Annotated in this window: 17 protein-coding genes and 1 tRNA gene; 7 read left to right on the top strand and 11 right to left on the bottom strand. The window is 59.6% G+C overall.

What is annotated here, in order from left to right:
* Positions 1-51: 51 nt before the first annotated feature.
* From BCCGELA001_RS36770 to BCCGELA001_RS05225, 4 genes are all read left to right on the top strand, one after another.
* Complete coding sequence (locus BCCGELA001_RS36770; RefSeq protein ID WP_144441147.1) at positions 52-237, top strand: hypothetical protein; 186 nt, start codon at positions 52-54, stop codon at positions 235-237.
* Positions 230-676 (top strand): DUF2924 domain-containing protein, encoded by a 447-nt coding sequence (locus BCCGELA001_RS05240; protein ID WP_008543596.1) that lies wholly within the window; start codon positions 230-232, stop codon positions 674-676. Before BCCGELA001_RS36770 ends, BCCGELA001_RS05240 begins: the two co-directional genes overlap by 8 nt.
* Positions 673-1,986 carry a recombinase family protein gene (locus BCCGELA001_RS05235; RefSeq protein ID WP_008543595.1) on the top strand — a complete coding sequence of 438 codons (1,314 nt, stop codon included), beginning with the start codon at positions 673-675 and terminating at the stop codon, positions 1,984-1,986. The genes BCCGELA001_RS05240 and BCCGELA001_RS05235 overlap by 4 nt, the downstream gene beginning before the upstream one ends.
* Before the next feature lie 1,569 nt (positions 1,987-3,555).
* Positions 3,556-5,505, top strand: a complete 1,950-nt coding sequence (locus BCCGELA001_RS05225; RefSeq protein ID WP_060734776.1) for a RiPP maturation radical SAM C-methyltransferase — start codon at positions 3,556-3,558, stop codon at positions 5,503-5,505.
* A gap of 100 nt (positions 5,506-5,605) precedes the next feature.
* Here the strand turns inward: BCCGELA001_RS05225 and BCCGELA001_RS05220 are convergent, their stop codons facing one another.
* From BCCGELA001_RS05220 to BCCGELA001_RS05200, 6 genes are all read right to left on the bottom strand, one after another.
* Positions 5,606-6,247 (bottom strand): hypothetical protein, encoded by a 642-nt coding sequence (locus BCCGELA001_RS05220; protein ID WP_008543592.1) that lies wholly within the window; start codon positions 6,245-6,247, stop codon positions 5,606-5,608.
* A 28-nt stretch (positions 6,248-6,275) separates the two neighbouring features.
* Positions 6,276-7,538, bottom strand: a complete 1,263-nt coding sequence (locus BCCGELA001_RS05215; RefSeq protein ID WP_144441146.1) for a hypothetical protein — start codon at positions 7,536-7,538, stop codon at positions 6,276-6,278.
* Positions 7,538-8,335, bottom strand: a complete 798-nt coding sequence (locus BCCGELA001_RS05210; RefSeq protein WP_008543590.1) for a hypothetical protein — start codon at positions 8,333-8,335, stop codon at positions 7,538-7,540. Before BCCGELA001_RS05210 ends, BCCGELA001_RS05215 begins: the two co-directional genes overlap by 1 nt.
* 718 nt (positions 8,336-9,053) lie before the next feature.
* Positions 9,054-9,142, bottom strand: a tRNA-Arg gene (locus BCCGELA001_RS37785).
* Positions 9,131-10,381, bottom strand: coding sequence for a tyrosine-type recombinase/integrase (locus BCCGELA001_RS05205; protein ID WP_060734775.1), 1,251 nt, complete (start codon positions 10,379-10,381; stop codon positions 9,131-9,133). Before BCCGELA001_RS05205 ends, BCCGELA001_RS37785 begins: the two co-directional genes overlap by 12 nt.
* A 204-nt stretch (positions 10,382-10,585) precedes the next feature.
* Positions 10,586-11,215: a nuclear transport factor 2 family protein gene (locus tag BCCGELA001_RS05200; protein WP_060734774.1), complete on the bottom strand. Its 630-nt coding sequence runs from the start codon at positions 11,213-11,215 to the stop codon at positions 10,586-10,588.
* A gap of 183 nt (positions 11,216-11,398) precedes the next feature.
* Between BCCGELA001_RS05200 and BCCGELA001_RS05195 the strand changes: the two genes are divergently transcribed.
* On the top strand, positions 11,399-11,866 hold the full coding sequence (locus tag BCCGELA001_RS05195) for a TonB family protein (RefSeq protein WP_008543579.1): 468 nt from the start codon (positions 11,399-11,401) through the stop codon (positions 11,864-11,866).
* Between the two features lie 68 nt (positions 11,867-11,934).
* Here the strand turns inward: BCCGELA001_RS05195 and BCCGELA001_RS05190 are convergent, their stop codons facing one another.
* Entirely contained in the window at positions 11,935-12,741 is an 807-nt protein-coding gene (locus BCCGELA001_RS05190; protein WP_008543577.1) for a response regulator, read from the bottom strand.
* Positions 12,742-12,959: 218 nt separating this feature from the next.
* On the opposite strand from BCCGELA001_RS05190, the gene BCCGELA001_RS05185 reads away from it, so the two are divergent.
* Both BCCGELA001_RS05185 and BCCGELA001_RS05180 read left to right on the top strand, forming a co-directional pair.
* Positions 12,960-13,193, top strand: a complete 234-nt coding sequence (locus BCCGELA001_RS05185) for a NepR family anti-sigma factor (protein WP_007597239.1) — start codon at positions 12,960-12,962, stop codon at positions 13,191-13,193.
* The gene (locus tag BCCGELA001_RS05180; RefSeq protein WP_008543571.1) at positions 13,193-13,741 is read left to right on the top strand and encodes a sigma-70 family RNA polymerase sigma factor; all 549 of its coding nucleotides are present in this window, start codon (positions 13,193-13,195) and stop codon (positions 13,739-13,741) included. The genes BCCGELA001_RS05185 and BCCGELA001_RS05180 overlap by 1 nt, the downstream gene beginning before the upstream one ends.
* 73 nt (positions 13,742-13,814) lie before the next feature.
* On the opposite strand, the gene BCCGELA001_RS05175 is transcribed toward BCCGELA001_RS05180, so the two are convergent.
* The 4 genes from BCCGELA001_RS05175 to BCCGELA001_RS05160 all read right to left on the bottom strand — a co-directional run bounded on the left by BCCGELA001_RS05175 (position 13,815) and on the right by BCCGELA001_RS05160 (position 18,422).
* The gene (locus tag BCCGELA001_RS05175; RefSeq protein WP_060734773.1) at positions 13,815-14,513 is read right to left on the bottom strand and encodes a nitroreductase; all 699 of its coding nucleotides are present in this window, start codon (positions 14,511-14,513) and stop codon (positions 13,815-13,817) included.
* A 29-nt stretch (positions 14,514-14,542) separates the two neighbouring features.
* A complete protein-coding gene (locus BCCGELA001_RS05170; RefSeq protein WP_060734772.1) occupies positions 14,543-15,787 on the bottom strand; it encodes an acyl-CoA dehydrogenase in 1,245 nt (414 codons plus the stop codon).
* A 119-nt stretch (positions 15,788-15,906) separates the two neighbouring features.
* A complete protein-coding gene (locus tag BCCGELA001_RS05165; RefSeq protein ID WP_008543560.1) occupies positions 15,907-17,151 on the bottom strand; it encodes an acyl-CoA dehydrogenase in 1,245 nt (414 codons plus the stop codon).
* Between the two features lie 143 nt (positions 17,152-17,294).
* Entirely contained in the window at positions 17,295-18,422 is a 1,128-nt protein-coding gene (locus BCCGELA001_RS05160) for an acyl-CoA dehydrogenase family protein (protein WP_060734771.1), read from the bottom strand.
* Positions 18,423-18,431 lie beyond the last annotated feature (9 nt).

Below are 18,431 nucleotides of genomic sequence, written 5' to 3'. Positions count from 1 at the left end.
GGTTGAATGGATTTTGCTGGACGGCGATCTTGCGGTCAGCAGTTTGGGGGCATGTCCGAAGCATCCTCAGAGCACCGTATTTCCGAAATCGCCGAGCTTTTGGCGCTCGGCCTCAGCCGGATCCAGGCCCGAAAGGCAAGCGGATTTTCCGACCACAAGGGAGATGTTTCACTCGACATCTCGCCCGACCAGAGCGGACATGCTGCGCCTTTGGAATGGAGAACGACGGATGGCTAGCGGCGGCGTTTTGGCGCAGATTTCGGCCCTTAAGAGTGCCCCCGTGGGTACGCTAAAGGCGCGCTGGCGCGAGCTGTTCGGCTCGGAGCCCCCTCCCTACAACCGCCGTTTCCTCGAGAGCCGGCTGGCGTACCGGATCCAGGAGCTGGCGTACGGTGGACTGTCCGCTGACACCGTCCGGCGCCTGGAAGCCCTGGCGGCCGACCTGCCGACCAAGGGCAGCAAGCGCATTCGGCACAAAAATTCGGACCGCCCCGTCAGCGGCACGCGCCTCATTCGGGAGTGGAAGGGCGTTGAGCACCGGGTAACGGTCCGCGAGGCCGACTTTGAATACCAAGGCAGGCCTTACAAGTCGCTTTCTGCGGTCGCCATAGCCATCACGGGCACGCGCCGGAATGGCCTGATCTTCTTTGGACTTAAGAGCCAGCGGACGTCATGAGCAAGCCGGTCGTGCGCAAGCTGCGGTGTGCGGTCTACACCCGCAAGTCCAGCGAAGAAGGCCTGGACATGGAGTTCAACTCCCTAGAGGCCCAGCGAGAGGCGTGCGAAGCCTATGTCGCAAGCCACAAGCAGGAAGGCTGGCTTCTCGTTCCTGATCAATATGACGACGGCGGTTTCTCCGGCGGCACGCTGGAACGCCCCGCCCTCAAGCGCCTTTTGGCCGACATCGAGGCAGGCAAGGTCGACGTGGTCGTAGTCTACAAGATCGACCGGCTGTCGCGGTCGTTAATGGACTTTTCAAAGCTGGTGGAAGCTTTCGACCGACGCACGGTCACCTTTGTCTCCGTCACGCAGTCCTTCAATACAACGACCTCCATGGGCCGGCTGACACTGAACATCTTGCTCTCCTTTGCCCAATTCGAGCGCGAGGTGACCGGCGAACGCATCCGCGACAAGTTCGCGGCTTCTCGCAAGAAGGGCATGTGGATGGGCGGCTGGGCGCCGTTCGGCTACGAGGTCAGAGATCGCAAGCTAGTGATCAACGATAAGGATGCGGAGACCGTCCGATGGATATTCCGCAGGTTCGTGACTCTGGGATCTGCCACCCTCCTCTCCCGAGAACTCAAGCAGAAGGACGTCCGCAATCGCTACGGCCAGGCGATCGATAAGGGCGTGCTCTACAAGATGCTCAACAACCGGACCTACGTTGGAGACGCCGTGCACAAGGGTACCGCTTACCCGGGCGAGCACGATGCGATCATTGAGCGCAAACTTTGGGACCAGGTGCACTCCATCCTGCAGGAGAGCCCTCGCAAGCGAGCTGCAAAGCACCGGGCGCAGACCCCTGCCCTGCTCAAAGGGCTCATTTTTGATTCCGCTGGGGTGGCAATGTCTCCAACCCATACCCGCCGTCGGGGCAAGCTGTACCGCTATTACGTCAGCCAGCAGACGATCAAAGGCGCGGCTGCATCAGGCGCGGCATTTCGCGTCCCCGCAGGGGAAATTGAGGAAATCGTCGTCGACCAAGTCCGGCGCGTGCTCGCCTCGCCCGAGCTGATCGTCGCGACCTGGAAAAAAATGCGGATCCACATGCCCGGGACCACCGAGCGATGGGTCCGCGATGCCCTCGTCGATTTTGACCAAGTCTGGGGCGAGTTATTCCCGGCTGAGCAATCCCGGATCCTGCAGCTTATTACCGCCAAGGTAGTCGTCTCCGCTGCAAAGGTTGATGTGCACCTTCGGGTGGATGGCTTCGCTTCGCTAGTTGCGGACCTGAAGGGAAACGGGACAATCGCGGAGGCCGCGTGACCACTAAACCCAAACAGAATGTGCGGCTCAGCCGCGACGGAGGCGAGCTGGTAGTTAGCATCCCGGTCGATTTCAGGCAGAGCAGCGGCAGGAAGCAAATTGTAGTTCCAGCCGGCGTAGAGGCTTGGGCGGCACCTCGATCCCGACCAAGCAACAGCCTTATTACTGCTCTCGCGAAAGCGCACCGATGGCGCCGACTTATTGAAACTGGATACTACGCTTCCGCAGCGGAGCTTTCCAAGCGTGAAGCAGTGAACGAGTCCTACGTCTGCCGAGTGCTCCGTCTTACTTTGCTAGCTCCCGATCTAGTCCAGTCCATCTTGGATGGTCGCCAAAGCAAAACACTTGAGCTCAAATCGTTGTTGAAGCCATTCCCTCCGGATTGGGTGACGCAGCGGAGGCATTTCGTTTCGTGAACTTAAAGAGAAGAGCTGCTAGCGGATGTATCGCCGCAGGCATGCGGCGCTTCCTTGAGCGCGAGCGGTGAGGCGGACCGGAGAGCAGCAATCTGGTACAGTTGGGTGGGTACTGCCGCCGCCCGATCTACTCATTGAAAAGACTGACTTTTTGCGCCGGGAAAGATTGCCCTTTGTAGTTGGTTTTTGTATTTTTTCAAGCATTGCCCCATCTGACTAACGAGCGATGCTCGTGCTCCGGCAGGCGGCTTTCTGGATTACAGCCCGCAGATAACACTCGCCATGGCCGGGGCTCCTCTCCTGTAGTCGCCACTTGGAAAGTGACTGTTGGCTCGTAGTCTTTCGTCGCTGGGTGGTCATGCTGCAGCAGCTTCCAGCCAACCTGCTTTCGGCCCGCGCTCCCCCACGTAGCCGCCAAACCCACGCCAGTGAATCGTGGCCTGGAACACTTTCCGCAGCTTGGTTCTTCGGGATGGCGAGAACACGGAGCCGGCATCGACGTTACACTGAACCATACCGCCTCTGGGCTTCTCCGATTGAGTGCCGTTCTAAATCTTGGGACCCGCTCCGCATGCTGGACTCAGTACATGGTGGAACGAGGACTCTTCAGGAAGCCGGATGCGTGCCCCCCGTTTGTGCCCGCCCAATAGGCCTCTTCAAACCACTTCCGCCATTTGGGTGGAAACGGGATTCGGCGGAACGTGGCGCGCCCGAAAGCATGACTGGGAAGCGCTATGCGATTGTTTTCCCGCGGGTTTTTGAATGAGGCGCATACGGCTGCGGTCTCGGACGTCCGCGAAAAATTAGTCGATCAAATAACCGGGTCGAACCGCACGCGGTCCGGAGCTGGCCTAAAACCAAGGCGAGGGATCGCTTTCTTGCTCCGGGCCCTTCATATTGACTCCACCCTCACGTTGGTTTGTACTTGCGGGTGCCTACTGAACGTTGAAGGAGGATAGAATGCCACCTACGGAGCGGAAGGCTGAGATCAACACCACGCAAGAGATTTCCCTCGACGCCTTCACGGTGTCAGGCTCGAAAGTGACAATAGACAACGAGAAAGTCGCGAACGAGCTGGAGCAAGCTAAGACGAAGAGCGCGACTCCCATGGGAGGATCTGTCACAATCAGATTCTATTAATGGGGATACCCCGATGCGGTGTGCGCTCATCAACATGCCCTCCGCATTGGCAATAACACCATCGGCAGCACTAGGTGCTCTGAAAAGCCGGCTTGCTCGTTCCGAGCACGACTGTGAAGATATATACGCCAACGTGCTCTATGCACAGCACGTTGGCTTTGACAATTATCACCGACTCTTCAACGACTACGACCTCCTCGCCGGTAATTTCTTGTTCTCCGAACAAGCTAACATTCGGCCGATCTCGCGCCCCGACTATTATGCTGCGCTGATGAAGCGAGAGGGAGTTGAGAGTGATCACGTCACGGCCTTGATCGAGGATTTAGAGGCGGTTTGTCGCCTCTCGGAAACGTTCTTTTCCCGACTGGAAGAGCTCTACACTTGGGCCGACTTCGACATATTCGCGTTCTCAAGCACGTTCCAGCAGCAAGCGGCTACTATCGGATTCATCAAACGGCTAAAGCGAAAGTTTCCGGCTACACCGATAGTATGCGGCGGCGCCAATTTCCACGCAGACATGGGCGTTGCCTGGCTTGAAGCGCTTCCTGAGATCGATTTTGTTTGTACTGGTGAGGGCGAAGAAACGTTACCAAGGCTGCTGGATGCATTAGAACAGCATGCTGACATCGCCTCTGTTCCGAACTTGGCTCGGCGAACCCCGACTGGGATCGTCCGTTCGCCTGAGAGCCGAGTCAACCTGGCTGAGAGCGGCATTCCAGACTATAGCGGCTTTTACAAAGTTGCGGCGACGACCGGCATCGACCGGCATTGGCTCTGGCGATTTCACCGGATACCACTGGAGACGTCCCGTGGCTGCTGGTGGGGAGCGAAGCAGCACTGCGTCTTTTGCGGGCTGAACGGCGCCAACATGGAATACTCAAACCAAGATGATCGGGGAGCAATCCAACTGATTGAGGGGGTGGTAAGCAGCTACAACGTACGACGGCTTCAGTTCGTAGATAATATTATGCCTCGATCATACATACGGACTGTTTTTCCTGAGCTTCATAGTCGCGGTCTGAATTTGGACATCTTCTATGAGGTGAAGGGGAACATGACCGTCGACGAAATACGAGGCCTGTTCCTAGGGGGGGTGACAGGGATACAGCCCGGAATTGAATCGTTTAGTGCGCGTTTGCTGAAGATTGTTAAGAAGGGTATTTCCGGCCTGCAAAATGTGTACCTGCTAAAATGGGCTCGCTATTTTGGAATAGAGGTTTCGTGGAATTTGCTCTGGGGAATACCTGGGGAACGCGACGTCGACTACGACGAACAAGATATCATTATAGATGCTATTTCCCACCTCGAACCACCGTCGTCGATGCCAGAAATTCGCGTTCAACGATTTAGTCCAATGCAGATGCAGCCCGAAACTTTTGGCATCTCGAAAATTTCAGCAGCTCGCACCTTTGCGAACATCTTTCCCGATTATAAGCAGTGGCACGACCGACTTACGTATTTCTTTGATGTAGAAGAAAATCTCGGCATCTCAGTCAGCCGGGCCAAGAAGACCTACGAAAGGGTTCAGAGGTGGCGCGAGCGGTTCGGATGTGGAGCGTCTCTGACTTACGCCCGGCTACCTGGAAAACGTATTGTTGTCGAGGACCGACGCGACCCTACCATGCTTGCCAGCGATGTTTTTTTATATCCAGCGTCGCTCCTGTATGAACTCACCTGCCTAGACATTGTGTCTCCGGGGCGGCTTTCAGAACAGCTTGCACATTCCGGAACGAACTTAAGGGTCGATGTGGTCACAAATTTATTGCGCGGCTTTTGCGCCCGATCCTTGATGATCGAGGAAGATGGACTGTTTTTCGGAGTGGCTATCCCAGCCTCAACGGATTTGATGTTGGAAGATCTAGCCGCCTTCAAGGTCAAGCTGTTGAAATACTACAACGTTCAAAGCGAACTAGACAATCTGTTCCTTGCCAAGGATACGCGTGCCATGTCTGGCGTCGGCTGACTGGCAGACGTCGGATTGCCTCGAGCCCATCTCGTCGTCGACGATACGACGAAGAGCAAGAGAGCAACTCGACAATGAATAGAAAGGCGATGCGAGCATGTCAGGTCGGCAGCGTCGCCGCTGCGCTCAACTTTGCGATAGTGGCGTTGTTGCGCTCGTTGCGCTCCCGCTTGGCCTCTTGTATTTTTGCTACCACTTCACGGAATGATTCCCTGGGTGTGTAATGCGGAGGTCGCTCCGGCGGCGGAATTTTGTATTGGTGGCACAACGCGTCGATCAGTCCGAGCGCTTTGAGACCGAGTTTCGACCAGTGCTCCTCCCGGTACTCATAATATTCTTGGTGGTCGGGAGGCCCTGAAATGTTTGCCGTGGCGGAAAGCCCCTCGTTGATGCCATCTAGCTTATTCGGCATGGAAAGCAATTCGTACATTAGGCTTCGCGGGAGCGCTTTGTAGTCGCCATCTAGAGGAAGCGTGAGCGTCGGGTCGAGCACCGTGTTTTCGAGGATGCCCTGATTATCCTCGGTAAGCGGGTCATGGACTGCGTTGTAACAAGCGCCTACGAGAGTATCCAATACGAGCACGAGACGCATTGCGAGATACTCCGCATCCTTGCGTTTCTTGGTCGCAGCGAGGCGCGCCTCTTTTAGCCACCCTATTAACGTGGCGGTAAGTTGGCCAGCTACGGCAATGGCTCCCCCCAGCGCCACCTTACCGATGTCAGACTTCAGAAATTCGAGCATTCAAATTCCCCGCCAACCAGAGCTTTACTCATCGTGCGGAGGTCCGCGTTGCTGTGTAGGCCCTCAGTTCTTCCACAACTTTGGAGGCAATCGGACGTTCATCGACGGGAATTTTCCCGCTTAATCGGTAGGCGCCCTCTCTTAACCTCAATAGTCCGTTTACCTCCTCAATCCCGAGCAGAAGCTCTTTTGCGGTTTCCGCCCACTGATCAGCTAACAGCTTGTCGCGAAAAATAAGTCGGTAAGCGTAATTGATGTTCTGCTCAAGGTCGAACAGCTTCCTGCTGTAGGCGTCATGCACCCGCTCGAAGACCTCGTCTGGCAGTTCAGATGATCCAAAGATCACAGAGCTAGCTACGATCACGTCGTGGAAATCTCCATTCTCACTTTCAGGAAACATTCGGAGTAGTTGGCTCACTAAATTGATGCGACTACCGCTCCAAAGAGCATCATAAGCGAATTCAGCGCCTGACCCCCCGAGCACCTGGAGGATTTCAGGCTTGTCTAAGGTAATGAAGCCGTAAAGACCCATGGGAAAGTACTGATTGATCACTTCGCGCACGTCCGGTCGGCGCAATGAGGTGACATCACGAGAAGAAAATCGCTGAGCCAAGTAGTCGAAAAGGACGAGCTTAACTTCCAGTAAAGTCAGCACGTGTGGTTGGGCGCTGGAAAGGGCAGAGCTAAGCAAGCGCAGGTTTGTCTTGTGTCGGAATTGCTTGACCCATTCGAGTATCCGGCCGCGCAATCGCGACCGCGCCTGCTCGCTGTCATCCGACTGAATCGCATTTAAAACGGCGGCCTTGAAGCGAGACACCCAGTAGCGAGAATGAACGGGGTATTCGTCAAAGATGTCCTCGAAGTCTTTAAGGACCTGCCGTTGAGCATCTAGCTGCCGCTCTTTCTGGTAAAATTGCGTTCGACTTCTGCCAATTATTTCTCGCAGGTCCGTTATGACGCCGTCATCCCTCAGAGCATCTCCAAATCGCTCCTCGAACTCTTGTATCGATATGTCCCCATGGACAAGGCCCGGCTCATTGCCAATCCAGTACGGTATCGGACAAGGATCGCCAATATGGACGGCGGCACCTCGCGCCTCCTTTGTGATTGAGTAGTCAATCGGGTATTCATCCGGCCTGATCGGAGCGAAATTCGTTATCCGAAGATCATAGTCTGTTTCCGCGACATAAGTCTCATTGCTGTCGCTGAATCCAAACAGCGCGATGCCAATCCCATCCTCAGCCTCAGTTAATCGCACGGCTCCCAACATTTTTGCGGAAGAGATACGCACTAGCCGTATCCATTATTCTTGAGGACCCTCGCAACCCCATCGTAAATCGCATAGTAAAAATGATCACTACGCAGTGGATAGAAAGGATAGTACTCGATCTGGCATCCGAACGAGTTCAATTTGGCGACTATCTCTGCAGAGCGCCTAAAGTCATCCGGGAGGATTATGCCGAGGAGGTGACCGTCGCCAATCTCCACATCACCTTCAATTTGCAGCTCAATGGTCGATTTCCTGTCGTCGCTATCTAACGTGCGCGGCTGAGAGTACAGTTGCGCGAGAGACAAAATTTGTAGATGCATCGGAGACAGAACGTGGCGCTCCTCAAGCGCTTCTGGCTTCATGCCCATGGCCTTGAAGTAGTTGGCGTTGGACCCGTAGAACGTGGAGATCAATCTAGTGACCAGGGAGGTATCGGGGGCGAGATCAAAATCTGCAATGTCGAAGCCTAAGATATGGGACGGCAGCCGAGAACTCTTGAACGCGCCGCTGTCGAATGGAAGAATCCGTTTTGACTTTAAGGCGTCGTGGAACTTGACCACAAACACCATCGGCAGTTGCCAGTAGTATGGGTTGGGTTCGCTCAGCTGAAACTTGTATGCAGGACGACCTACGAAGAAGTAACAAAGGTTCTCACCTCTAAACACGTTGCAAGGCGTTGCCTTCAGCTTGGCCTGATTAAGAATGCTGAAGATGCGCGAACTCTCGGTGGTGTGTACGAGAGGTAATTGCTCGAGGTCCGGCACGTTTAGCGCTGCCAAGAAGTCTTTGAGCTTTATCGGGCTAAGTTCATCTGACATGCGAATCCATCGATCCGAGCGGTGGGCTAACGATTCCGCAACCGCCGCGGGAAGGCAATAGCCTCGCAAGTCATGCTGCGGAGGAATCCCTGAGATTCCGAAACGGACGTTGTCAACATCCTAATCGGACGACTGAATTTTTGACAATCTTGGCAGCCGAGCGAGAAACGCACTCTTCTGTTTTACGAAGAGTGAAACTCCTGAAGTTTCAATGAGTCTTATGGTCCGTTGCCTGCCCAGAAAGTACAGAGGTCCGGAGAAGTCAGGGGCATTGGAGAAGGCTCCAGGCGCACAACTGATTCGCTCAGTACGGTTCGTCGGCAAATAGCGCGAAAAACTAGGGCAAAAAGCCCTAAGATAAAAGTGGAGAGGGGGTTCGCGAGAGGAGCTGGCGGAGCGAGAGGGATTCGAACTCGCGACACGGCACTGAGCGCATTCAGGTGCACCGATCAAAAGCGATGCCTGCTCGCGGCAGTCGCAGATCTCAGCGTGGCGACTCGGTGGCGATTCCCGACAAACAAAAAGCCGCTCACCAAAGCGGCTTGAGTTTTCGCGGCAAGACAGCGACTTATTTGGTTGCGGGGATAGGATTTGGACCTATGACCTTCAGGTTATGAGCTGAGGAGCGGCGCAGCCGACCAGTCAACGGAGCCAAGTGCCGCTTCCTTGCAAATCCGTAAAGCACTCGTATTTTTTCACGGGAGAAGCCGCTAAGTGCTGGCGCGCCCGGAACGATTCGAACGTCCGACCCTCAGATTCGTAGTTTGACGAAGCCAATCGGCCATCATCCCGACTTCAACTGACCGCAGCAAGTTTCACGACGCTGGACTCGCCTTCGACGTAGCGGCCCCACGCTTCCATTAGCTCGCGCCGCTTCTTCAATGCAGTGCCGCGCCGATAGGCTTGCTCTACTTCGTCGCCCACCTTGTGCGCTAGGGCCATCTCTGCGATTTCCCGCGGTACGTGGGTTTCGTCGCCGCACCAATCCCGGAAGCTGGACCGGCAACCGTGCGTCGTCATCGCCGGGTAGATTTTCTGAAGCGCGTGCAGAACGGCGTTCATGCCTAGCGGCTTGCTGTGGTCGTGGGACCACTGCCCGGCGAACACGTAGGCGCTCGGGTCCAGATCCTTGGGCATCGCTGCGCGCAGGATCCCGACGGCGCGAGCGCACAACGGCACTTCATGCGGCCTGCCCTCCGGATGGTCTTCCGTTTTCATCCGCTCGGCGGGGATGGTCCACAACGCGTCCTTGAAATTAACTTCGCGCTTCCGCATGAAGCGGGCTTCGCCGGTCCGCACCGCCGTTAGGATGATGTACTCCGCCGCAAGGTTCACGGCGGTGTCGGCACCGCCGTGCTTCGTACGGAGCACCTGCACGATACCCGGCACGTCCGCGTAGGGCGCCGCCTTATGGTGCCGCTTCGACTTCTTCGGCCTCGGCAGCAAAGGCTTTAGTGCCTTCCAAGCGGCCGGATTGCGGCCCGTCCGGAGGCCCTTTGAGTCAGCCGCTTCTAACACGCGCTCAATCCGGGAACGCGTCTCACGGGCTGTTCTGTTGATCGTGAGCCAAATGGGCGAGATGACTTCCAGCACATCGGCGGTTGTGATGTCCTGAAGGGTCTTAGGCCGGAGCTTCGCCGCCCTCGCTTCCAAGTCTCGCTTCCAATCGGCGTGCGTCAACCGGCCCTTGAAGCCCGCCTTGATCGATTCCAAAAATGCGTCAGCGAACTCGCCGAACGTGGTTCCCGCGAGCGCTGCGGCCTTGCGGTTCGCGTCTGGGTCCTTGCCGCCACGGATCGCGGCTCGGCTCTCTTCGGCCTTAAGGCGGGCGTCGGCGAGCGTGAGCCCGTCTCGGTCCTTCGACTTTGCCGTCCCGAGTCCAAGCTCCCTGCGTCTTCCCGTGCCCCTCTGGCGATAGATGAACGCCCATGATCGCCGGCCCTCCGTGCCGACCAAGAGATAGAGCCCGCCGCCGTCGCTGTGGTAGCCTTGCTTGGTAATAGTCTCAACCGCTCGCGCGGAGAGCTTGTGCAATTGTCTGGCCATGGACCGTCCCTAACAACGTCCCTAACATCATCGCCGATTTGAGCAGTTTGGGACGGAATGTGATTGAACTATGCGGGACGTTATAGCTGATCTAAGCCGTTGATTCAACTTCCATATTTCTTACTGCTCTGAACTGATCCGAACACCTCCGAACGCCCACCACAGCCGGGGTGATGCCAGTCGCGCCTTACTTTTGTCTGGGCCTCACTTTGCGTCGGATGATTTGGCCTCCCCCGCCAACCACTCCCGCCCCTCGCCATAGAGCTTCTCGACCTCGGGGCCGATCAGGCCGGGCATATCGCGCTTGACCTTGTAGCCGATCAGCTCCTGCATATAGGCGAGGTGGCGGTAGCCTTCCGGGAGCGCTGCGAGCGCTTTCTGGTCGAGCCGAAGCGTCGCGGCGGGATCGACCGGGTCGATCCGGTCCTTCTCGTAGATCGGCTGGCGGCGGACGATGCCCCACTTTCCGATGCCTGATTGGTCTTGCCGCTTCTCCAGGAAATCATAGAAGCGCCCGGTGCAAACGACGTCGCAGAGCACGTCGTGCACCAGGGCGCGCTGCGAGATCGTCATCTTGGTCTGGGCGATGGCCCGCACGCCTTCGAGGTCGATGCTGGTGCCACCGAGGAAGTGCAGGATGCGCACGCCCTTGGCAAAGCCCTCCTGGCTGACCCGCATGAAATCCCGCGCCGGGCCCTGAAACCAGGTGGCCGACATCCAGCCCTCTTCGTGCCAGACGGTCGCAAAGCGCTCCCAGTCCCCGGCATCACGCCACACCGCCCAATTCTCGACGAGGTCGCGGATGGCGAGGCGATCGAGGATCTGCTGGTCCATTGTGAGAAATCTCCTGGCGGCTTGAGGCAACGATGAGCGTCATCGGCCAGAGATATCAACGAGGCAATCTAACCGTCGTCAAGCGTGCTTCGCAGCCCCTTGAACTGCCCACAAGCGCAAACGCGGTGCGCGCATCTGGACTTGCAATCAACCTGACGGCGACTAGTATCCGCATCGATACAGATGAAATTGCCCTTGCTCGCCGCGCTTCTCGGATTGCTGGTGCCCCTCCCCGCGTATACGCAGACTGCGGACCCAGATACCCAAGAGAGCTCTATCAATGCTTGGAAGAGGCAAGTTTCTAATCGATTGGCCAGCAAGAGGATCTATCCGCGCAATTCGTCTCCCGAAGGCGGTACGGCGAAAGTCCTGCTTGTTCTCGATCGGACTGGGAATTTGATTTCGAGCGCACTGGCCGAAAGCACGGGCTCCACCGAACTGGACGCCGCGGCCCTGGCTATGGTGGAAGCGGCTGCGCCATTTCCCCAGCCGCCCGCCGAGATTCAGGAGGACAGTCTTCACCTCACGGCGCCCATCGTCTTCAGGGCGAAAACGACGCCGCCGTGGTCGGGCAGCCTGCCGCCGACAGAGTCGGCCGCAGAACAAGCCAAGATCGATGCCAAGATGCGCAGCATCTGCCGAGGCTGCTGAAAAGACTAGGCAAACAAAGAACGGCGCGCCTTGCAGCGCGCCGTCCTCGTTTCGAAGTCAGCCTTTCGCTACGCCGCCGGCGCCTTCGGCGTGCGGTTGCGCGAGTTGCGCTGGAAGAACAGGGCCTGGCTCGCGACCGCCGAAACCATTGCGGGCTGGAACGGTTTCGAGATCAGGAATGCCGGCTCGGGGCGCTCGCCGGTGAGAAAACGCTCGGGGTAGGCGGTGATGAACACCACCGGCACCTCGAAGGTGCGGAGCAACTCGTTGACGGCGTCGAGGCCCGACGAGCCGTCGGCGAGCTGGATGTCGGCAAGGATCAGGCCGGGACGCTTGTTCTTGGCCAGCGCCACCGCATCGGCATGGGTGCGCGCGACGCCGACGACGTTGTGGCCGAGATTCTTCACCAGGCTCTCGAGGTCCATGGCAATGAAGGTCTCGTCCTCGATGATCAGCACGTCGGTGGCGATCTCCGCCGCCATCTCGCGTCCGGCGGTATCGGCAAGCCGCCGCGTCTCCGCGACGTCGGTGCCGAGGATGAAACCGACTTCCTCCTCGGAGAACCCCTCGAGCGAGAGCAGCAGGAAGGCCTGCCGCGGCAGCGGCGTGATGTTCGACAGCCGCCGCTCCGGCGGCATCGGCAGGGTCGTCACCTCAGCATCGTCATTGACGGAGACCGAATTCCAGATCTGGGTGAACAGCCGGAACAAGCCGGCGCGCGGCCCATGGCTCTCGTCAAGCACCGACGGATCTCCCAGCATCGCTTCCAACATGGCTGCGACATAGGCGTCACCGGAGGCCTGGCTGCCCGTCAGGGCGCGCGCATACCGGCGCAACAATGGCAAGTGTTCAGCAACGAGCTGTGAACGGGACATCCCCACTCCATTCATCTTCGGGCCGGCCTCAATAGGGCGTTTGACGCGGGGGGCCCGGGTTCCCCTGCTGGGCTGTTTACGCTTTACGCTAAGAAAAGTTCCGCACGGGGCGGAACTTTTTATCTCACGTCGCATTGTGCCTATCCAGGGAACGGCTCCCGGTTGAGAAAACTTCTCGATTTTACAGTCACTTAACTCGGGGAAACGTGGAACAGGTCATGAAAGATCTCAAGTCTCAAGCCAGCAAAAGCACGACCCCCGGCAAGGGAGGGCTCACTCCGGAGATTCAATCCCGGATCGGGCATCAGCTCCGCGCCATGTACGACGACGTCGTGCGGCAGGGGGTTCCGGATCGGTTCGCGGAGCTGATCAAAAAGCTTGATGCGCCAGGAGCGACGCCCCAAGTTGAAAATGGTGGGGGATCCAACGACAACAACAATGGGAGGGATTAATGCCTCTCACGGACTCCCTGCGTAACGACATCCTGGCGGCCGTGCCGAGCTTGCGCGCGTTCGCCATCTCGCTCAGCGGCAATGCGGACCGCGCCGACGATTTGGTGCAGGAGACGCTGCTTCGCGCGCTGGCCAACATCGACTCGTTCCAGCCCGGCTCCAACCTGCCGGCGTGGCTGTTCACAATCCTGCGCAACCTGTTCCGCTCCGACTATCGCAAGCGGCGGCGGGAGGTCGAGGATGCCGAAGGCAACTACGCCAAGACGCTGAAGACGCAACCGTCGCAAAACGCGCATCTCGAGTTCGAGGAGTTTCGCACGGCGCTCGACAAGCTTCCGCAGGACCAGCGTGAGGCGTTGATCCTGGTCGGCGCCTCCGGCTTCTCCTATGAGGACGCGGCGTCGATCTGCGGGTGTGCGGTCGGCACGATCAAGAGCCGCGTCAACCGCGCCCGCTCGAAGCTCGCCGCGCTGCTCTATGTCGAGGGCGCCGAGGACTTCGGGCCCGACGAGACCGTGCGCGCCGTGATCGGCGGCAGCGGCGGCTGACGGCCGGCATCGTCAGGTTCGAGACGACATCGAGGCGGCCGCTTGCGCGGCCGCCTTTGCGTGCCTGCGAGAATCACTCGTCCGCAAAGGTCACGGTGTCGGGGACATTGGCCCGCGAGGTGCGGTAGCTGTTGACCTTGTGCGCGTGGTCGGCATAGCCGAACGAGATGCCGCAGACGACGCGGCGATCCTCAGGCAGGTTGAAGTGGCGGCGGATCAGGCCGGAATGGCGCGCGAGCGCGGCCTGCGGAATCGTGCCAAGGCCGAGCGCCTGCGCCGCCAGCATGAAGTTGGAGACATAGGCGCCGCAATCGATCGCACCGTAGATGCCGAGCGGCTCGTTGGTGTGGATGATCGCGACATGCGGCGCGCCGAAGAAATTGTAGTTCTCCAGCGCCTGCTTGGCGTAAGCCATCTTGTCGCCGCGGGCGATGCCGAGCGTGTTGTAGAGCTGGAAGCCGCTCTCGCGCCGGCGTTCGAGATAGACCCCGACATATTCGCGCGGCGGCGTGAAATCGTAATCGTCGCCGAGTCCCCCCGAGGCCTCCTTGTAGATGGCCAGGCGAAAGCGTTCCTTGGCCGCGCCACTGGCGATGACCACCTGCCAGGGCTGGCTGTTGCACCATGACGCCGTACGCTGTGCGGTCGTCAGCACATGCTCGATGGTGGCGCGGTCGACCTCCTTGGGGAGGAAGGCGCGGACCGAGTAGCGCTCGTTGAGGAGCTCTTCGAGCACCCCGATACGGTCGTTCTGATTGACTTTAGCGTCCATAAATCAACTCGCTTTCGTGCCCCGGTCGTCTATCTGCCCTTGGTCGGGATCTTGTTATACGGCACGTCCTTGTCGACACGAATATCGCCCGGCAGACCCAGCACCCGCTCGGCGATGATGTTGCGCAGGATCTCGTCGGTACCACCGGCGATGCGCATCGAGGGCGAGGACAGCAGCATCTGCTGGAACTGGCCCTGCACCGTCTCCTCGTCATTGCCGGTCAGAACACCGGCTGCGCCCTGGAGGTCCATGGCGTAGGTCGCGATGTCCTGGAGCATCATGCCCGAGACCAGCTTGCCGATGGAATTCTCCGGGCCCGGCCGCTCGCCCTTCGACAACGCCGAGATGGTGCGGTAGCTGGTGAATTTCAGCCCGTTCGACTTCGCCGCCCAGCTCGCGAGCTTCGAGCGCACCGCGGGATCGTCGATCGCGAGGCCGTCCTCCAGCATGAGACTGGAGCAGAACTCGAACATTTCGGGGACGCCGGTCGCGAGCCGCGCGCCGATCGACATGCGCTCGTTCATCAGCGTGGTCAGCGACACGCTCCAGCCGTCGCCGACGGCGCCGAGACGCTGGCTGTCGGGGATCACCACGTCGGTGAAATAGACCTCGTTGAACTCCTGCATGCCGTTGGCCTGCTTGATCGGACGCACTTCGACGCCCTCGCTCTTCATGTCCAGGAAGAACATGGTGAGGCCCTTGTGCTTGGGCACGTTGGGATCGGTGCGCGCGATCAGGAGACCGTAGTCGGAATAATGCGCGCCGGAGGTCCAGATCTTCTGGCCGTTGACGACCCAATCGTCGCCCTTCTTCTCCGCGCGCGTGCGCAGGCCCGCAACGTCGGAGCCGGCCGACGGCTCGGAGAACAGTTGGCACCAGATCTCCTCGCCCGAGGCGAGCTTGGGCAGATAGCGGCGCTTGGCCTCCTCGCTGCCGAACGCCATCACGGTCGGGCCGCACATGCCCTCGCCGATCTGGAACGGCTGTGTCAGCTTGCCGTAGACGCCCTCTTCCTGCTGCCAGATCACCTTCTCGATCGGCGTCGCGCCGCGGCCGCCATACTCCTTCGGCCAGTGCAGGCAGGCCCAGCCGCCTTTGGCCTTCTTCTTCTGCCAGGCCTTGCCGACATCGACGATATCGTGGTGAGCGAGCCGGATGCGGCCGAGCGAGGATTTCGACAGCTCGGCGTGCAACTCCTTCGGCGCATTGGCCTCGACCCATTTGCGCGCGGTCTCGCGGAATGCGGCTTCCTGCGGGGTGTCGTCGAAATTCATGGCGGACCTCTCAATCCTTGCGCGGTGCGTAGGGTGGGCAAAGCGAAGCGTGCCCACCACCTCCCCTCGATAGAATGCGTGGGCACGGCGCGTGGCGCGCCTTTGCCCACCCTACGATTCTAACCTCTTCCCTTCGTCGGGATCTTGTTGAACGGCACGTCCTTGTCGACCCTGATATCGCCGGGCAGGCCCAGCACCCGCTCGGCGATGATGTTGCGCATGATCTCGTCGGTGCCGCCTTCGACGCGGGTGCCGGGCGCGCGCAGCAGCATGGCCTGGAAACGGCCGGCGAGTTCGGCATCCTCGCCGCTGATCACACCGCTTGCGCCCTGCAGGTCCAGCGCATAAGTCGCGACGTCCTGGATCATGGAGCCTGCGACCAGCTTACCGATGGAGTTTTCCGGCCCCGGCCGCTCGCCCTTCGACAGCGCCGAGATCGCGCGCATGCTGGTGTATTTCAGCCCGCTCGCCTTCACGGCCCAGTTTGCCAGCTTCGAACGCACCGCGGGATCCTCGATCGCCGGGCCGTCGTCGAGCACGAGGCTGGAGCAATATTCGAACAGCTCCGGGAAACCGGTCGAGACGGCCGCGCCGATCGCGCTGCGCTCGTTCATCAGCGTGGTCAGCGAGACGTTCCAGCCGTCACCGACCTCACCGAGGCGCTGATGGTCGGGGATGCGGACATTGGTGAAATAGACCTCGTTGAAGTCGGAGGCGCCGCTGGCCTGCTTGATCGGCCGCACCTCGACGCCGGGGCTCTTCATGTCCAGGAAGAACATGGTGAGGCCTTTGTGCTTGGGCACGGTCGGATCGGTGCGGGTGAGCAGGATGCCGTAGTCGGAATAATGCGCGCCGGAGGTCCAGATCTTCTGGCCGTTGATCACCCAGTCGTCGCCGTCCTTCTCCGCGCGGGTGCGCAGGCCCGCAACGTCCGAGCCGCCGGCCGGCTCGGAGAACAGTTGGCACCACACCTTCTCTCCCGAAGCCAGCGGCGGCAGATAGGTGCGCTTGTGCTCCTCGCGAGCGAACGCCATCATGGTCGGCCCGCACATGCCGTGGCCGATGATGAACATGCGGGAGAGCTGGCCGAACGGCCCCTCCTCCTGCTGCCAGATCACGCGCTCGATCGGCGATGAGCCGCGACCGCCATATTCCTTCGGCCAGTGCAGGCAGGCCCAGCCGGCGTCGGCCTTCTTCTTCTGCCAGGCCTTTGCGACCTCGAGAATGTCTGCGTTCTTCAGCACGGTGCGGCCGAGCGAGGATTTGCGCAGCTCGTCCTCGTACTGCTTGGGCGCGTTCGCGTCGATCCAGGCGCGGGCGGTAGCGCGGAATTCGGCTTCCTGCGGGGTATCGTCGAAGTTCATGGTCTCATCTCTCGGTTTCGTTCCCCGGACGCTGCGCAGCACGAAGTGATGCGCTGCAGATCCGGGGTCTATTGCAGCCCCTGGGTCCCGGCTCTGCGACGCGGCACTTCGCGCCGCATCGCGTCCGGGACACGAGAGGTGGATTACGCCGCGTTCTTCTTGCGCATGCGGTCGATCAGCTGGTCTTCCCAATAGGTGAGGCTGCCGAGCCCGAGCGCCATCGCATTGGCGCGGCGGTAGTACATGTGGCAGTCGAACTCCCAGGTGAAACCCATTCCGCCGTGAACCTGGATGTTGTTCTTGGCGCAGTGCTGGAACGCCTGCGTCGCGCTGATGCGTGCGGCGGCCGCGGCTTCCGGCAGCTCGGCGGCATTGGTCGAGAGCGCCCAGGCGCCGTAATAGCTGTTCGAGCGCGCCAGCGTCGCCGAGACATACATGTCGGCGAGCATGTGCTTGACCGCCTGGAACGAGCCGATCTGCCGGCCGAAAGCGATGCGGTCGAGCGCGTAGTCGCGGCCCATCTCCAGCGCGCGGTCGGACCCACCGACCTGCTCGAACGCGCAGAGCACCGCCGCGCGGTCTAGCACCTGCGTGAGGATGCTCCAGCCATCACCGGCAGCTCCCAGCGGCTCGGCCTTACAATCCTTAAAGGTGATTTCGGCCTGCCCCCGGGTCGGATCGAGATTGGTGAGGCTCTTCACCTCGGCGCGGCCGGCTTTGAGATCGACCAGGAACAGCGAGATGTCGCTATCGCGACCGCTCGATCCCGTGCGCGCCGCAACCACCGCGAAATCGGCAATGGCGCCGTCGGCGACCGGCTTCTTGACGCCGTTGAGCACGCCATTCGCGGCCGTCAGCTTGACGTTCTTCGGTGACGGATTGCCCTTACCCTCGAACAGCGCCAGCGTGCCGATCGCCTCGCCCGAGGCGATCGCCGGCAACCATTTCTTCTTCTGCGCGTCGGTGCCGGCGATCAGCAGCGCCTCGGCGGCGAGATACACCGTCGAGGAGAACGGCACCGGCGCGTTGGCGCGGCCCATCTCCTCCGCGATCACACAGAGCTCGAGATGACCTGCACCCGCACCGCCGAACTCTTCCGGGAAGGCGACCCCGAGAAAGCCCATCTCGGCCAGCCCCTTCCACAGCTCCTTATCGTAAGGCGCCTTGCCGTCGAGCACGACGCGCACCGCCTTGGGCGAGCATTTTTCAGCGAGGAATTTGCGCGCCTGGTCGCGGAGCTGTTTCTGATCGTCGGAGAAATCGAAGTTCATGGCGGGCTA

Origin of the sequence: Bradyrhizobium sp. CCGE-LA001 (assembly GCF_000296215.2) — a bacterium.
In the GTDB taxonomy this organism is placed as follows: domain Bacteria; phylum Pseudomonadota; class Alphaproteobacteria; order Rhizobiales; family Xanthobacteraceae; genus Bradyrhizobium.
This window is presented reverse-complemented; position numbering and strand designations above follow the sequence as displayed.

Excerpts from the sequence above, each read along its gene's own strand:
- BCCGELA001_RS36770 (WP_144441147.1), top strand. The coding sequence starts at position 52 with ATGTCCGAAGCATCCTCAGAGCACCGTATTTCCGAAATCGCCGAGCTT.
- BCCGELA001_RS05240 (WP_008543596.1), top strand. The coding sequence starts at position 230 with ATGGCTAGCGGCGGCGTTTTGGCGCAGATTTCGGCCCTTAAGAGTGCC.
- BCCGELA001_RS05235 (WP_008543595.1), top strand. The coding sequence starts at position 673 with ATGAGCAAGCCGGTCGTGCGCAAGCTGCGGTGTGCGGTCTACACCCGC.
- BCCGELA001_RS05225 (WP_060734776.1), top strand. The coding sequence starts at position 3,556 with ATGCGGTGTGCGCTCATCAACATGCCCTCCGCATTGGCAATAACACCA.
- BCCGELA001_RS05220 (WP_008543592.1), bottom strand. The coding sequence starts at position 6,247 with ATGCTCGAATTTCTGAAGTCTGACATCGGTAAGGTGGCGCTGGGGGGA.
- BCCGELA001_RS05210 (WP_008543590.1), bottom strand. The coding sequence starts at position 8,335 with ATGTCAGATGAACTTAGCCCGATAAAGCTCAAAGACTTCTTGGCAGCG.
- BCCGELA001_RS05205 (WP_060734775.1), bottom strand. The coding sequence starts at position 10,381 with ATGGCCAGACAATTGCACAAGCTCTCCGCGCGAGCGGTTGAGACTATT.
- BCCGELA001_RS05200 (WP_060734774.1), bottom strand. The coding sequence starts at position 11,215 with ATGGACCAGCAGATCCTCGATCGCCTCGCCATCCGCGACCTCGTCGAG.
- BCCGELA001_RS05195 (WP_008543579.1), top strand. The coding sequence starts at position 11,399 with ATGAAATTGCCCTTGCTCGCCGCGCTTCTCGGATTGCTGGTGCCCCTC.
- BCCGELA001_RS05190 (WP_008543577.1), bottom strand. The coding sequence starts at position 12,741 with ATGTCCCGTTCACAGCTCGTTGCTGAACACTTGCCATTGTTGCGCCGG.
- BCCGELA001_RS05185 (WP_007597239.1), top strand. The coding sequence starts at position 12,960 with ATGAAAGATCTCAAGTCTCAAGCCAGCAAAAGCACGACCCCCGGCAAG.
- BCCGELA001_RS05180 (WP_008543571.1), top strand. The coding sequence starts at position 13,193 with ATGCCTCTCACGGACTCCCTGCGTAACGACATCCTGGCGGCCGTGCCG.
- BCCGELA001_RS05175 (WP_060734773.1), bottom strand. The coding sequence starts at position 14,513 with ATGGACGCTAAAGTCAATCAGAACGACCGTATCGGGGTGCTCGAAGAG.
- BCCGELA001_RS05170 (WP_060734772.1), bottom strand. The coding sequence starts at position 15,787 with ATGAATTTCGACGACACCCCGCAGGAAGCCGCATTCCGCGAGACCGCG.
- BCCGELA001_RS05165 (WP_008543560.1), bottom strand. The coding sequence starts at position 17,151 with ATGAACTTCGACGATACCCCGCAGGAAGCCGAATTCCGCGCTACCGCC.
- BCCGELA001_RS05160 (WP_060734771.1), bottom strand. The coding sequence starts at position 18,422 with ATGAACTTCGATTTCTCCGACGATCAGAAACAGCTCCGCGACCAGGCG.